General features: G+C 67.6%; 8 protein-coding genes. 2 read left to right on the forward strand and 6 right to left on the reverse strand.

Going from position 1 to position 14,837, the window contains the following annotated elements:
- Nucleotides 1-59 precede the first annotated feature (59 nt).
- Together ACIRJP_RS14645 and ACIRJP_RS14650 are read right to left on the reverse strand one after the other, a co-directional pair.
- The gene (locus tag ACIRJP_RS14645) at nucleotides 60-5,729 is read right to left on the reverse strand and encodes a hypothetical protein (RefSeq protein ID WP_404172816.1); all 5,670 of its coding nucleotides are present in this window, start codon (nucleotides 5,727-5,729) and stop codon (nucleotides 60-62) included.
- Nucleotides 5,729-7,303 carry a hypothetical protein gene (locus ACIRJP_RS14650; protein ID WP_404172819.1) on the reverse strand — a complete coding sequence of 525 codons (1,575 nt, stop codon included), beginning with the start codon at nucleotides 7,301-7,303 and terminating at the stop codon, nucleotides 5,729-5,731. The genes ACIRJP_RS14645 and ACIRJP_RS14650 overlap by 1 nt, the downstream gene beginning before the upstream one ends.
- On the opposite strand from ACIRJP_RS14650, the gene ACIRJP_RS14655 reads away from it, so the two are divergent.
- Both ACIRJP_RS14655 and ACIRJP_RS14660 read left to right on the forward strand, forming a co-directional pair.
- Complete coding sequence (locus ACIRJP_RS14655) at nucleotides 7,262-7,864, forward strand: MAB_1171c family putative transporter (RefSeq protein WP_404172822.1); 603 nt, start codon at nucleotides 7,262-7,264, stop codon at nucleotides 7,862-7,864. The genes ACIRJP_RS14650 and ACIRJP_RS14655 overlap by 42 nt on opposite strands.
- A 361-nt stretch (nucleotides 7,865-8,225) precedes the next feature.
- A complete protein-coding gene (locus tag ACIRJP_RS14660; RefSeq protein WP_404172826.1) occupies nucleotides 8,226-8,477 on the forward strand; it encodes a hypothetical protein in 252 nt (83 codons plus the stop codon).
- A 356-nt stretch (nucleotides 8,478-8,833) separates the two neighbouring features.
- On the opposite strand, the gene ACIRJP_RS14665 is transcribed toward ACIRJP_RS14660, so the two are convergent.
- The 4 genes from ACIRJP_RS14665 to ACIRJP_RS14680 are packed head-to-tail and all read right to left on the reverse strand — an operon-like array spanning nucleotide 8,834 to nucleotide 14,532.
- Nucleotides 8,834-9,277: a hypothetical protein gene (locus ACIRJP_RS14665; protein WP_362211937.1), complete on the reverse strand. Its 444-nt coding sequence runs from the start codon at nucleotides 9,275-9,277 to the stop codon at nucleotides 8,834-8,836.
- 10 nt (nucleotides 9,278-9,287) lie between these two features.
- Complete coding sequence (locus ACIRJP_RS14670) at nucleotides 9,288-13,628, reverse strand: DUF6531 domain-containing protein (RefSeq protein WP_404172829.1); 4,341 nt, start codon at nucleotides 13,626-13,628, stop codon at nucleotides 9,288-9,290.
- The gene (locus ACIRJP_RS14675) at nucleotides 13,625-14,191 is read right to left on the reverse strand and encodes a hypothetical protein (RefSeq protein WP_404172832.1); all 567 of its coding nucleotides are present in this window, start codon (nucleotides 14,189-14,191) and stop codon (nucleotides 13,625-13,627) included. The genes ACIRJP_RS14670 and ACIRJP_RS14675 overlap by 4 nt, the downstream gene beginning before the upstream one ends.
- A gap of 2 nt (nucleotides 14,192-14,193) precedes the next feature.
- Entirely contained in the window at nucleotides 14,194-14,532 is a 339-nt protein-coding gene (locus ACIRJP_RS14680) for an SseB family protein (RefSeq protein WP_404172835.1), read from the reverse strand.
- Nucleotides 14,533-14,837 lie beyond the last annotated feature (305 nt).

Genomic DNA, 14,837 nt, shown 5'->3' on the forward strand with positions numbered 1-14,837 from the left:
TTCCGTGTCGGCGATCCACTGCTCGTTCGAAGTCCGACTCTGGGCGACGTGCCGCCAGCTCACTGTCCGCCCGTCGCCGTCTTCGTCCCTCCGCCATGCTGGGTCACCCGAGGACGGCATCGCATTCGGACGGCTCCGTGAGTGAACGCCGGATCAGTGGACTTACTCGCCCACACGTACGCCTCGCCGGGCTGAAGCTGCGCCATCTGCTCAGAACGCAGGTTGGCGAAGGCGGTGTTTGCCTTCTGGAGGTGCTTCAACCAGGCCGGCGAGGTGAACTTGTGCAGGATGACGTGGTCGGAGAGTTCGATCAGGGAGATCGGTACAGAGGGCGGGTCCTGGCTGGCGACCAGGATGCTCATTCCCTTGTGGCGCATCTCGCGGACGGTCTCGACCAGGCCAGCGACGAGGTCCGGGCTGTCGATGTACTTGTGCGCTTCGTCGAAGACGACCAGCTTATTGAAGTGTTCGTCCCCGCTGCGCGCCTCGGCGAACAGCTGCATCAAGACGACGAAGAGACCGAGTGCTTCGTCCTTCTCGATGTACTCGTCGCGGAGGTCAACGATGATCAGCCGGCCGGGTCGGATGAGGCTGGTGAGCCGGGCATTGTCGTCGATGTAGTCCTCAGCGAGGTTGAGCCGCTCCTGAGCCAGTTGCTTGACGTGGTCGGGCATATCGGAATCGGCCACGCCCTGCCGGATGACTCCGAGGTACAGGTGGTTGCGGTTCGACTTCATGATGCGGGTCAGCTGCCGGATGTACGTTGACTGGTTGCCGACCGCTCCCATGAGGAAGCGCCAGTGGGATGCCTGGAGTTCGCCGGAGGAGAAGGCGAGCGGCTGGACGTCGATGCCGGGGAATTCCCGTCGGCGGTCAGCGACCTGGTCGGCGGGGGCGAGTAGCAGCACGTCCGACAGCGATTGGGGGGCGGCTCCGTAGCGCTCCTTCAGGACCTGGAGCTGCGCCTGGTCATCATTTGGGCGCGCCATCGAAGTGAACTCCGGTGCGTAGTCCATGGTGCGGCTGTAGTGGAACACCACGGTCGCGAGAGGGCGGGGAAGTTCGTTGACCGGCGGTGCGGGCAGCGAGGCCATCTCGATGATGCTGCCCAGGGTGTAACTCTTGCCGCCTCCTTGTACGCCGAAGAGGCTGATGGTGTGGGTTTCGTCGAGATCGACCGCGACTTTCCGGCCGGCTACTTCGCCGAGTACACCGTGTTGCGGAGAGGGGCGGGTGACGCCGAGGAAGATTTCAGGGAGGCCACCTGGTGAAGCCGATCCCGGTGTGACAGAGGTGGGCTGGGCAGCGATGGTCGGCGACTCGTGGAAGCCCTGACTTTCAGGGACGGTGCCCGTCCGCAGCGGATTTCCGGTACCGCCCGGAGGAGGAGCAGCCGATGAGGTTCCTTCCGAAGAGGGAGACACCGGGACCGCCCCCGCCACGTCGGAAGCAGGCACGGTCAAAGTTGCCACCGACTGGGCCGGACCTGTCTCACGGCCCGCACGCTCAGGTGCGGTGAGTGGCCTGGTCTCGTTGCCGTTCCCAACCTCGTCCGTATCGAGGATGGTCACTGCCGTGCCCCCGCCGGCCTGCCCGCGGTCTTCCTCTTGGGCATCTTTGGCATCCTGTACGTCAGGTGCCCGGAACTCGGCGTCGGAGAGCCGTGGCACAGCCAACTGCGACATTGCCAGGGTGGGAGCGGTGGCCGCTCCGTCCTCCTCCTCAACGGCTAGGTCCGTGGGCGCGGGTACGCCCGGCCGAACAGTGGGAATCGCATTGATCAGCTCGGTGATCAGATCGCTGCCGATGCGGTGGAACTCCACCTCGTCGTCGAGTTCGCGGTCGGTCCCCTCGCGTGCGAGGTCGAAGATCAGGCCGCTGCGGGTGAAGTGAAGGGCGTAGCCGTCGTCAAGGCTGTCGAGCAGGGCGTGGGCCGCCGTCCTGGGGGCGTGCCCCATGGTCCCGTGGCGTGCCGCCCGCTCCAGGTAGAAACGGAGCATGGAGCCGAGAGCCAGGTTCTTGACCGGTCGGTCCACCCGGTCTGGGGTGATGTGGGCCGGGTCGAAGGACTCGGTGAGGACGGTCTGGCTCCGTCCGAGCTGCTGAGTGACCTTGGTCTTGAGGCGCTGGTAGGCGCCGATGTCGTCGAGCGCGGTGTAGCACTTGACCTCGACGAGGCGGCAGGTGATGGTCCGGGTCCGCGCGTCGAGGTGGAACAGGGCGAGGTCGCTGCGCTGGAAGGAGAGGGCGTCGCCGAGTTCCCGGGCCTGACGGCGGACTTCGGCGTACAGCTCGGGGTGGGCGTCCAGGGGGACGACGATCTGGTTGCGCAGGGCGTCCTGGTAGTCCAGGTAGAGGCGGGCCAGGGCCAGGCCGAGCACTTCGGTGCGCTGGGTGGGGGCGGTGGAGGCCAGCTTGAAGGCGAGGTTGCCGGAGAGCAGGCGCAGTTGCTCGAAGAAGGTGTTGAGGTGGCGCTGTTCGACGTCGAGCCCGTGCTGCTGGGCGGTCGGCCCGAGCAAGGTGCGCAGTTCGTCGACCGAGTTCGAGCTGACCATAATCTGGTGGCCGAGGCCACTGTCCAGCGAGGGCGCGTAGTCGATGACGTACTCGGGTCGGTCGTGTTGTCCGGCGTGGTCGAAGTACTCCAGGCCGAGGGTCCTGTCGATGGTGACGACCCAGTCGCCGACCTGGTGGGCCTGGTAGAGCAGGGCCCGGTCGGTGGTGTCGAGGGAAAGGACGGTGCACGGCACATGGCGCGGCGCCTGTCCCGCGGTAGCGACGTTGGCCGCGGCGCCGGCGAGGAGTCCGGGCAGCCGGCTCAGGAGAGTGGCAAGGTCCTCCGCGTCCTCTGCGGGCAGGGCGATGCCGTGGCGTGGCATGGTCCGCCACACGATCTGCTGCTCGCTGTTCTCGTACGTGAAGGACGTCGGCTGTACCAGGCCGTGGACCGGGGCGTGCGCGATGTCGTGCCGTGTGACGGAACCGTGCTGTTCCCCGCCGAAGGCGTCGATGAGCACGGTCAGATGGGCGTCGAACTCGGCTCCGGGTTCGCTGAACTCCTCCATCGAGCGGACGGAGTAGACGAGTTTCGCGCTCCGGGTGCCTTCCGCGGCGTGCAGGAAAGCCTCCGCCTCGGTGGAGGTGAACTGACTCTGCGCGCTGATCAGTTCACCCAGCGCCGCACCGGACTCGGGCGCTTCCGGGCCGGACACGCACAGCCGAATGTCGTAAGTGAGGTCCCGGGTGGGGGTGCGGCGCTGCAGTTCGAGGAGGGCGTCGGCGACGATCTCCGCGCGGCCTGCGTTGACGACGTTCATGACCAGGGTGCGGACGTAGGGGTGGAGGCGTACGTACCGCTCGATCCGGTCGGCGAGCGCCGTACCGGACAACGCACCGGCTCCGCCCGCCGCACGAGGGCCGGCGGCCGGGATGTGCAGCGCTGTGGTGAGCCGGCCGAGCAGGCCACGGGGGTCGGCGGTCTCGCTGGGCAGGTAGGCGGCCCAGTATGGGGTGAGGTTGTCCGCAGCTGTCATGAGTCGGCCGTCCTGGCGCCGAACGGCGAACGGGAAACCCAGGGGTGAGAGGGCCTGAAGGAAGGAGTCGCGCGCGGCGATGACCCGGCGCTTGTCCTCGCCGGCAAGGCGCGCGGCCCAGTCCCGGCCCAGGGCCGACCAGGTCGCTAGCCAGAGTGCGCGAAGGGGGTGCGTCGGGGCGACAAGCAGAACGGTCTCGCGCCCGCCGAGACCGTCGGTGAGGGTGACGGCAGCGCAGTCGCCCTGCTGAATGCGGGCCAGCGCCACGAGCGCGGCGCCCCGGGCGCCGTCACCAGCCCGTTCCGCCTGAAGCGACTGGGCTTCCACCAGTTCCGCGTACGCCTCGGTGTAGGCGACCAGTTCGTCCCGGACCGCCTCGAAGTCGGCAGCCTCGCTGACCAGAAGATGATCAGGATTGGCAGGTTCTCCCGCCTGGCCGCACAGGGCGGCGAAATAGACGTGGCGCGTTGCGAGGTAGCGGTCGTAGGCCTCGGCAGCCCGCCCAGTCAGGGCGAGGGACAAGTCCTCCTCGTTACCCTCGGGGGTCTCGCTGGTGCCGTCGGGGCGCAGTACGAGCCGGCGCAGGGAGGTGTCCTGGGGGCGGGCGAGTAGGTCCTGCTGGAGTTGCACGAGCAGCGGGGAGAGCCGGATCTCTGCGCTTCCCGCCATGTGGATCCGGGCGTTGAGGACGCGCAAAGGGCTGCGCGCCGAAGTGGTCTTCCAGCGGACGTCCGTCAGGTTGACACGGGCCGGATCGTCCCCGGCGGTCAGCGCGTCGAACTGCAGTGAGCGCAGCGCCTGGGTGACGCCGTCATAGCGCCCGGCACTGCGCTCCGGCGGCTCCTCGGTCTCCCCCTCGGTGACGACGTAGAAGCGTTCGCTCTCGCCGCCGGGCAGGTCATGTGTACCAGGGGCGATGTCGAGAGCGTCACCGGAGGCGTCGAGCGGGGTGATTTTGAGGTAGTGCCACCCTTCCTCCCAGTCGATCTTGTTCAGGCGGCGCAGCGGTGGTGTCTTGTAATCAGGCTTGGCCCGGGTTCCCTTGACAACGTGCGCGATCCGCCCGATCGGTCCGCCGCTCTCCGAGACGATCTCCACGCGGAAGCGTTCAAGACCCTCCACCTTGAGGGGGGATGGTTCGACGGTGAACCTGGCTGTCAGCTCTCGAACGCCCTTGTCTCCGGCAAGCAGGTAGGGCTGCCCCACGATGGCTTCGAGTGCCGGGTGGGCCTGGAGCTCCTCGGGGTTGTCGCCGGCGGCGGGCAGGCCGAGTTCGCGTACTTCGATGGAGACGGTGGCGCGGCGCCGTTCATCGACGCGCCAGTTCCCGAAGGAGAGCGTCCAGTTCTCCCGGTCGACGACGATGCGACGGGTCCATGTCGCCGGGTCCTCCAGGCCGCAGCGGGTGGCGAATCCCGCGAGCCTTCCGGCGAAGTCCGCGTCGGTCAGCCCCAGATCGAGGACGCGCTGACGCTCCGAGCGGCTGGAGGTGGTGAGTTTGTCGACCAGCTTTCGGTTCCGCTCCGCCCGGTCCTTGACGAGCGACGGGTCGGCGTACAGCTCGAAGTCGGGTACCAGGCCGAAGTGGTAGACGGCGGCCCCTGCGACCTGGTCGCGGTAGTCGTTGGTCCGGAGCGTCAGCAGGTACAGGGCGACGGCTCGGTCGCCCGTCCGGTGCCCGGGTCTGTCGCGGAGTACGGCGAGCAGCTCGTCGACACCGGGCCGCAGCCGGTCCGGTACCTGGTCGAGAAGGTGGTCGGCCAGCTGGCCGTAGGCGTCGCCGAGGGGTACTTCCTCGAAGGTCGCGATGCCGAAGGAGTCCTCGGCACTAACCCGGGTGCCCGGGGGGACGAAGACGAGGAGCGGTCCGGGCAGGCTGTTCCCGTTCTCGTCGTCGCTTTCAGTGCGGTTGCGAAGCTCGACCAGTTTGGTGCTGGTGACGACGGTGTCGTGGTGCGGCTGTTCGGGAGCGAGGTCGTCGGCGGTACCCAGAACACAGATGGTGGCGGCGGGCCCGAGCGCTCCCCGGAGGCGGCGAACCAGCGCGGCCGCCAGCTCGGTCTCCAGCTCGGTGACCCGCATGCAGTGCCCGGCGCCCCGCTCGCCGACCAGCTTGGCCAGGCGCGGTACGAGGACGCCTTCGAGGGCTTCGCGGAGGTCCTTCGCGGTGGGCTCCGCAAGGCCGGTGGTGCCCATCAGTCCGTCGCCCCCGTCGCTGCGGCCCCGATGATGTACCGGGGGGTGATGGTCTGCGTCAGATAGGCATCCGACATGTCCTGGTAGTAGCCGATCTCGCGTAGTCGGTTGAGGAAAGCCACTGCGTTGGCCCGCAGTGCGGCCTGGTCGTCCAGGTGGGCGCCGGAGAAGCCGTCGCCGTCCGGCAGTTGGTCGATGTGGAGTCCGTACCGTTCGCGCAGCAGAGTGAGGAACTCGTCCACACGCATGGGCGCGGTACGCAGATTGCCGGTGTTGTCGTCCGCCTCCCTCAGGAGCGACACCTGGAGGAGTACTTCGAGCAGGCGCGCGTCCAGGACGAATCGTCGGACGGCGCTGTCGCGTCTGCCGCGCGGCTGGGCGAGCAGGGCACCGGGCCGGTGCTTGAGCAGCATGGAGTCGAGGCAGTCGATGAAGTAGCTGCGGTAGTAGCTGCCCTTGTAGTGCATCAGCATCTCGATGTACTCGTCGAAGGCGTTGAGCCCGAGCTGGGTGATCTGCTTCAGCTCCGGGGGAAGGTCCTTCTCCTCGTCCCGTACGCGGGTGGCGCGCTGAAGGAAGAACGCCTCACGTTCCTTGGGATGGGTGGAGAGCCGCCGCAGGACCTCGACCGGGGTGAAGTAGCTCCGGCCGACGGGCGGGGCCAGCTTCTGACTCTTGACGAGGTCCTCGGAGAACTCGTCGAGCTTCTTGATCTGATAGGTCGCCTGGATGAACCGCGTGATCCGCCCGTACCAAATGCCGGCGCTACGCTCGGCGAGCGCAGCCGCCGGGGTGCCGGGCACGCCGTCGACGTCGACGAAGAGCCGGACGCGGTGCGGGCAGCGGTCCGCCGTCGGCGTGTCCTGATGCCCGGTCCGGCAGGTGGCGGGCGCCGATCCGGCCTCGATCACGGCGGGCAGCAGCTTCATCATCCGCAGGTGGTAGAGGGCCAGGTGAAAGGCGAAGAGGATCTTCAGGTAGTCCACGAGGACGGTCCGGGGCATGTGGTCCTGGTGGTAAAGCAGCCACAGGACGTCCCGGCACAGCTGGCGGGACGGTTCGGCGCACAGGGCGGGGTAGGGGGTGCGGGGGCGGGTGGTGTCGGGCCGGTCCCGCATCTGTCCGCCCGCCTGTTCCACCAGGTGGAGCAGCGCCTGAGTCTCCACGTCGGTGTCCGTCCCCGGAGTGATCTCCGCAGTGGCGCGGTCGACGTCGGAGAAGAAGAACTCGCGGAGCTGTTCCAAGGCCCCCTCCTCGGTGGCGAGCATCTCGTACAGCTGCTCGTCGGCTCCGTACGGGCGGGACTTGCGCTTGTTGCGGAACCGGTAGGTGAGACCGTGCAGCGGCCTGGGGCCAGCCACGGCCTCGGTGGCCCTGCCCCGGTTGACCATGTCGAGGAGATGAGTGGAGGCCCACCGGGTGGTGGTCTCCCGGTCGAAGCCGTCGAAGACTTCCGGGTGGTCCAGGAACAGCTTGACGAAGACTTCGACCTTGAGCTCGTTGGAGCGGTTGATCTTGCTGGGCATGCCCTGGTGCCACAGGCGGGCGAACAGCCCGGTCAGGACACGGTCCATATCCAATGTCTTGTAGTCGAGCCGCTCTTCCTGGCCCTACTGCTGATCGTGCTGGGGAGCACCCTCCCTGCCGCCCCACGCGTCCTCGCCCGCATCCGGTCCCACTGGCAGCTCGTCAGCCTCTACCCCCTGTGGCGCACCCTCACCGACGCCGTCCCGGAGACCCGGCTCGACACCCCGCCAAGCCGCGCCGCCGACGCCACCAACCCGCTGCGTACGCATGACCGGCTGTACCGGCGCACCATCGAGATCCGCGACTCGATCCTCACTCTCGCCGACTACGCACCGGCGGAACTGCGCGGACGCTCCTACGACCACGCCACCTCCCTCGGCTTCATCGGCGCCCACGCCGACATCACCGCCGAGGCCTGCTGGCTCGCCGTAGCCCGCGAGGAACGGCTCCGCGGCACGACCACTGGCTCCGGCGAACCCATGCCCCCCGCCAGCGGAGGCCGCGACCTCGCCACCGAGATCCGCGCCCTCACCACGCTCAGCACCGCCTACCGCTCCCGCGCCACGCAGGACTTCCTCCGCGCACACCTTGAGGAGACACCGGCATGACCACCGCCACCCAGCTTCCACCCACCGCCGCTGTTCCTGCCGAGAGGCGATCCGCCCGCCTCGTCACCGAGGTCCTGGCGCCCGCCAACCTGGTCATCGGCGTCCTGCTGGTCATAGGCTGGCACTCCACCAACTCCCTTGCGGGTGCGGGCTGGGGCCTGCTGGCAGCGCCTTCTGCGGCGGCCTGCCGATCGCCTACATCGTCGCCGGAGTCCGCCGTGGCCGCTGGACGGACAAGCACCTCAAGGTTCGTTCCCAGCGGTGGACACCGCTCTTCGTCACCCTCAGTTCCGTCCTCGTCGGCACGGGCCTGCTCCTGGCGCTCGACGCGCCCCGCGAGGTCGTCGCCCTGGTCGCCGCCATGATCGCCGGCCTGCTGCTGACCATGGCGGTCACCGTCTGGTGGAAGGTCAGTGTCCACACCGCCGTCGCCTCCGGCGTCGCCGTCGTCATCACCGTCGCCTACGGCTGGTGGGCCGCCCTCCTCTTCCTCGGCGTCGCCGCCGTCGGCTGGTCCCGTGTCTCCCTCCGCGACCACACCACAGCCCAGGTCATCGCGGGGGCCATCCTGGGCGGCACGGCGGCGGCTGTGGTTTTCGCAGGGCTGCGCTGACCTCCAGCACTTCTTCGAAGCGCTGCCACGCTCCGACCACACGGCTGGTTTACCGTCGCACCTGAATGAGACGGTACATGCCGCTGGCACGGGCGGTGCGCTAGTGTGACGCGGCCGCAGGTCAGGACCATGCTGTAGGACCGCTGGTCAGCAAACTCCCAGCATGAGTCAGGAGCGGCGCACGTGGCGACCAAACTCATCCGTGGGATGGGCAGTTTCTTCAAGACCTGCAGTTGCAAACGGCAGGGCGGATGCGCACACCCCTACGCTATCCGGTTCCGCAACGGAGCGGGGCTCCATGACCGCCTCGCCCGCCGCCAATACCGCTCCTTGAGGAGGCGAGGCACGAAGCGGTCTCAGTCCGGCAAGGTTGCCAGTGCTTCGCGCAGCTCATCGGTTGAGTACCCAGTGCGTAGGGAAATCTCCCGGGGACTGTGAGCATGGAGGACCCAGCGCGCTGCGGGGGCCCACCACTGCGCGACGCTGGCGGGAACGGTGACGGTGGTGTGGGCGGGCGCCGCCCGAGTGTGGTTGTCTCCGTCGCGGGCAAGAGCTGGTGCGGCGTCCGATTCAGGGAGCGTCGTCGAGAAGACAAGTGTCAAACGGTGAGCTTCCCCATGCTCTTTGGACTGCCGACGAGCGCTCCTGAGCCGTGACAACAGATCTTCCAGTTCTTCGGCATCGCATCCGAAACCCTGCAGTCTCTCGGCGGGGAACTCATTGAGTTCGCGTGTCAGGAAGTAAAGCCTCGTGAACTCCGAGTGGGAGAGACTGACGCTGCGGCTGGTTTGCTCGGACATACCGCTCCTCTTATTCCAGGTCCTCGAAGTAGGAGTATCCCTGCTTGGGGGTGAACACGGTGCCCCCGTCACCGTCCACGATGACCACGGCCTCCTTGTCCGGGTCCCAGAAGGCCTCTCGACCATTTCGCAGTCCGTATTTCGGTTCGATGTTGGGTATGCGCTCGTTGATCACTCCGTCGACGTAGAACTTCAGGGCCTTGGGGTCGACTCCTCGCACGTAGTGCGTTCCGTTGCCGTCGGGGCGGAGCGCTTCACCGTTGGCGTGGTCCGCGATCTTCTCCGACTCGGGTTCGAGGTCGTAGGGAGCCAGTCCGAGCGGGTCGGTCAGCCGGATCGGGTTTCGAGGGTACGCATGGTGGTTGTCCGAAGGGGTGAGACCGAGCGGGTCTGGGGTGAGGAATCGAGCCGTTTCCGGGTCGTAGTACCTGAAGTAGTTGTAGTGAAGGCCGCTCTCGGGGTCGGCGTACTGGCCTGGGAAGCGGAGGGGGCAGGTCTCCACGTCGGAGGGGGCAGGGACAGGGGTTCCCCAGAGGGTAGTCCGGTGCTGCCACGTCATTTCGCCGTCTGGGGTGAGCAGTTCGGTGGGCGTCCCCGTGGCATCCGTGACCACGACACGGAAGCGTGAGGTTCCCACTTCGCCGACCGTCTGGGTCAGGGGGCGGTGAGTCTCCGGGGCGTGGTCCCAGGTACAGGTCGCACCGTCCCGGGCGGTCTGTTCCGCGAGGCGGGTCGTATCCCAGGTGAGGGTGAGAGTCGCGCCCTTCGGGTCGGTCTTGCCGATGCGGCGGCCCAGGGGGTCATAGGAGTACGTCCACGTCTCGCCGTCCGGCGTCACGACCCGCGTGAGCTTGTCCTCGACACTCCACGCGTAGGCCCACGTCCGGGTCTGACCGTTGAGCAGCTTGCGGGTCTTACGGATCAGGCGGCCCGCGGCGTCGTGTTCGTACACGGTGCGGCCCGCCTTGCGGACCAGGGTTCCGGTGAACTCCCTCTCACCAGAGGCTTCCTGTCCTGGAGCCGAGGCGTGGGTTTGGTTCCCGGCCGCGTCGTAGGCGTATCGCTCGGTCCAGCCGTGCGCTTGTACACCCGTGACCCGGCCGACCGGGTCCAGGGTGAAGTGGCGTGTACCGGACGTGAGTTCGCGAATCTGAGCGACGTAGCCGTCGGGCCGGTAGGCGTAGGTGCGGTGTTGGATGAGGTCATCGGCGGCGGAAGTAACCGTCTGTGCGGTGATTCGGCCGGTGCCATCCCAGCGTTGGCTGAGGGTGACACCGCCGACGGCACGCTGTGTCTCGTGACCGGTGGCGTCGTGGGTGAAGGTAAGGGTGTTGCCCGCCGTCGTGAGGGTCAGGGGTCGGTCGGCGGCGTCGTACGTCCATGTCGATGCCAGCCCGGACGGCGTCGTGCGAGTCAAACGGTTGCCCACCGCGTCGTAGGTGGAGGTGATCGTGCGGCCATTGACCGTCTCCGCCAGGACTCGTCCCAGGGGGTCCCGTTCCAGGGTCAGGACCGCGTCGCTGTTGGAGGCTCGGGCGAGGGCCCCTCGCGTACCGTAGGCGAAGGTCGTCAGTTCGTCCGTCGTCCCGTCCTGCTGGGTGAGCACCCGCCCCATCGCGTCATGTGTGTATCGCAGCGTCTGGCCAAGCGCATTCGTCCGGGCGGTGAGGCGGCCCGCCGCGTCGCGCTCGTAGGAGCGGGTCACCCCGTTGAAGTCCGTCTCGGCGACCAGGCGGCCGGCGGTGTCGTACTCATAGCGCCATTCATGCCCCAGGGGGTTGGTGACGGTCACCAGGCGCAGTTCGGTGTCGTAGGCGAAGGCGTAGTGGGCGCCGTCGGGGTCGGTGCGGGTGGCGGGCAGGTCGAAGTGGGTGTAGGTGTACTCGGTGGTATGACCGGCCTGGTTGGTGTGTTTGGCGAGGTTGCCCTCGCAGTCCCACTTCCATTCCTCGCGAGTGCCGTCAGGGTGCTCGCGCCAGGCGGGCTTACCCTCGATGGTCCAGCCGAAGTGGGTGGTGCGGCCGAGCGGGTCGGTGAGGGCGGTGACGCGGCCGTGGGGGCCGCGGCGGACGTGGGTGGTGTGACCCAGGGGGTCAGTGACCGTCACCGGGAGCCCCGCCGCGCCCGTCGTCACTGTCGTCGTGCGCCCGAGCACGTCCGTGACTGAGGTGAGGTGGCCCGCCTCGTCGTACGTCCAGTGCGTAGTAGCGCCCGTCGGGTCCGTGGTGGAGGTGCGTGCGCCGCGGCCATCGTAGGTGTGGCGCCATTCCACACCATCGGGCTCGCGGATCTCCAGCGGGAAACCGTTCTCGTCGTAGACCGCCTCGGCGCTGCTTCCGTCCGGACGCTCGATGTGGGTGAGGTTCCCGTCCTCGTCATACGTGTACCGCGTCGTGTGGCCGAGTGCATCGGTGACGCTGAGAGGGAGGCGGTTGGTCTCGTCCCATTCGGTGCGGGTGGTGTGACCAAGCGGGTCGGTCACCTCGACGACCTTGTGCGCCTCGTTGAGGACGTACGTGGTGACGTTGCCCTGGGAGTCGGTGTAGCGGGTGGTGCGGTGAGCGTCGTCGTAGTGGAAGCGGCCCGAGAGGATGCCGGTCGGCCCCACGGTACGCAGGACGCGACCGCGGTGGTCGTAGACGTAGGCGAACGCGGTGCCGTTGCGGTCCTTCCAGGATGTGATGCGGTGCTCGTCGTAACGGTAGAGTTGCGGCTTGCCGGTGGAGTTGGCGACCTCGATCAGGTCGCCGCTGTCGTCGTAGGTGAAGGCGACGAGCCGGGCGCTGTGTTCATGTTGCTCGCCGTGCAGGAGACGCAGGGCCGTGACGCGATGCAGGGCTGTGTCGGTGTCGACGACGATGCGGTAGCCGCCGGAGTGGGTGATCCGGGTGGGTGCGCCGTGCTCGTCGTACACGAAGTCGATGCGGTCGCCCTCACCGCTGCGGTCGGTGATCGCGTGGAGCGGCAGTTCCGAGCCTCCCACGGGGAGCCGGGCAAAGTGCAGGCGGCGGTTCTCCTCCGGGACGGTGAGGGTGAAGGCGCCGTCCGGTTTGCCGTCCCAGCGCAGCGGCCAGCGCGGGCCGGAGACGGGCAGGGTGGGGGTCTCCGGCTCTGGTACCGGGTATCGCAGCACCATGCCGTCGGCCGCGATGTAGACGAGTCCGGCGTCGTCCAGTTCCAGGCGCTGATCGAGGGTGGCCGCCCAGGTGGGACCGAACCAACCGCCGCACGGGTGTCCGGAGACGTAGTGCCGCTCCAGTACCAGCGGCAGGGCGCCGGGCAGACTGACGTCCGTGGCGGACATGAACATCTCGCCGGTTGCGACGTCGACCGGCTCGCCCTCTCCGCACTTCTCCTTGGTGCACTTGTCGTGCTTGTTCGGCTCGCCGTCGGCACGCCTGGCGGCGCTGCCGTCGCGACGCAGTGCCCGCTCGCGTCCCGCCAGCCGCTGAGCGGCAGTCTTGGCGGTCGAGGCGCCCTTCCGCAGGGCGCCCCCGCCGCCGGTGGCGAGGGCGAGCAGCAGATCCGGGGTGAGCTGGCCGGCGGCACGGCTGGGGTTCCGCTGCCACTCCTCCCAGTTGGTGACGGCCTTGGCGAACTCCTTGGGGTGGTTCGCGGCGTACGCGGCCCCGTCGATCACGCCCGCCAGTTGCAGGCTGGCGCCACCGGGGCCGTCCTCAGCCATGTACTCGAACTGTTTCCACATGTCCTTGGCGCTGTCGCCCATGCCGCCGAAGAAGTCCCCGACGCCCTTCTTGAAGCGGTTCCAGCCCTCGGGCGCGTTGGGGGCCTTCTCGGCCGCCTTGGCGAGCTTGGCCTTGGAGTCGTCGACGACGCCCTGCAGCTCGCTCTCCAGTTTGTCGAGCCGGCGATAGCAAGAGTCCAGCCCGGTGATGGGATCGTCGTCCGGCGGCCGCTCGGGCAGCGTGTCATCCCCGCGGTCGACAGCGGCGTTGTAGGCCCTGACGTTCTCCCAGTACTTCTTCGACGCAGCCCTTACCTCATCCGCATCCTCGATGATCGGCTTGACCCGCTTCTGCACGGAACGCAGCTTGTCGGCGTAGGCGTCCAGAGCGCCCGCCGCGGAAGTGAAGTACTTGCGTGCCGACTCCAGCTCCCTGGGCAGACGCTTGCTCGCGTCCTGGAAGCTACCTGCCGCGGCACCGGTCCACGGCAGCAGGGACAAGTCGGTCAGCTTGTCGTAGCCGTCCTTGAACGCGCCCGCATAGACACGGAGCTTGACGACCAGGTCGTCAATCTTCTCGGGTTTGCCCGGTATGACCTCATCGGGCTTGGCGTGCGGGGGTATGCGCTCAGAAGCGCCGCCCTCCATGGCGTCCTTGTGCGTCATGCGACAGGGCCTTTTCCACCGCCGTCGACCACCCAGCCCTCACCGCCTTCACCGGCCACGCGGTAACGAGGATTGCTGGGTGGATCGCCCGTGATAGCCGAGCCGTCACCACTGCCGCTACCGCCGTCGAGCCACGGCTCCTGGTAGATCTCGGGAGGCGGATCGAAATGAGGCCGGTCTCCATTCTTCCACGCACGCAGGCCGTGTTCGCCCATGGGGAGTTTGGCGATGTTGTCCTCGGTCGGCGCAAAGTTCTCGAGCTGCAGCAGGTCCGCCATCATGTAGGCCGCGATGGCCTGCCGCAGGCCTTCAACGATGGAGTCGGCGTGCTCGGCGAGCCGCCCCATGCCGAAACCCCACTCGGACAGCACGTCCTTGGCCGGCTTCTCGATGTCGACGGTGGCCGCGTTCTGGATTCCCTGAGCCATAGACTTCCAGTCATGCTTGATCTTGTGCGCCGCGACGACAGACTCCTCCATCGGCGTCATGATCTTGCGCACCTCAGCGATCTCGATCCTGTAGCCATCCCCCGGCGCAGGCCCGTCCGCTCCGCCCCCTGCCATGTCTACTCCCCCTCCACCTCTGCCGGTTCCTCCAGCATCGCGGCCTCCAACAAGAACGGGTTCGGCCCCAACAGGTCCACCAGCGCCCGCACCCCTTCAGGCAACAGCTCTACCAGGTCCTCGGCCGTGGTCGACGCCCAGTCACATGCTCCTGCGAACAGAGCCAGCTCCTCCCAGGAGGTGAAGACCGGCACTATCGGACCATCCACGGTCTCGGACACGAAAAAGCCGGGGCTCTCCGGCCGCTGGAAGTACAGCCGTGCGGCACGCAGTTGAGCCAACCGTTCCGCCGGAGACATCCGCGCCATCGCCTCGTCGCGGACCAGGTCACGCAACGACATCCCTATTCCCCCTCTTCCATCCAAGCCCTGAGCTGGATGAAACACGGGAAGGATCATCGCATATCCATCGGCGCTGGTCGGGAGAGCAATGAAACCGACTGGAACGATCCTGTGGCACACGCCGACACCACAGCCGGCTCCCTCGTGTCACAACGCCCCGGACTCCGCACCCCCTGCCAGTCGCAGATAGCCGTCGTACGCTAACCTCGCGCTTTCAGTGCGACGTGAAGTCGCTGTCATGCAGTGGTAGTTGCAAGGAGAGGAGTCGACTGCCCCGGCCTGTGACCGATGGCCGGTCCCCAGCC

Origin of the sequence: Streptomyces sp. NPDC102437 (assembly GCF_044765565.1) — a bacterium.
Classification (GTDB): Bacteria; Actinomycetota; Actinomycetes; order Streptomycetales; family Streptomycetaceae; genus Streptomyces.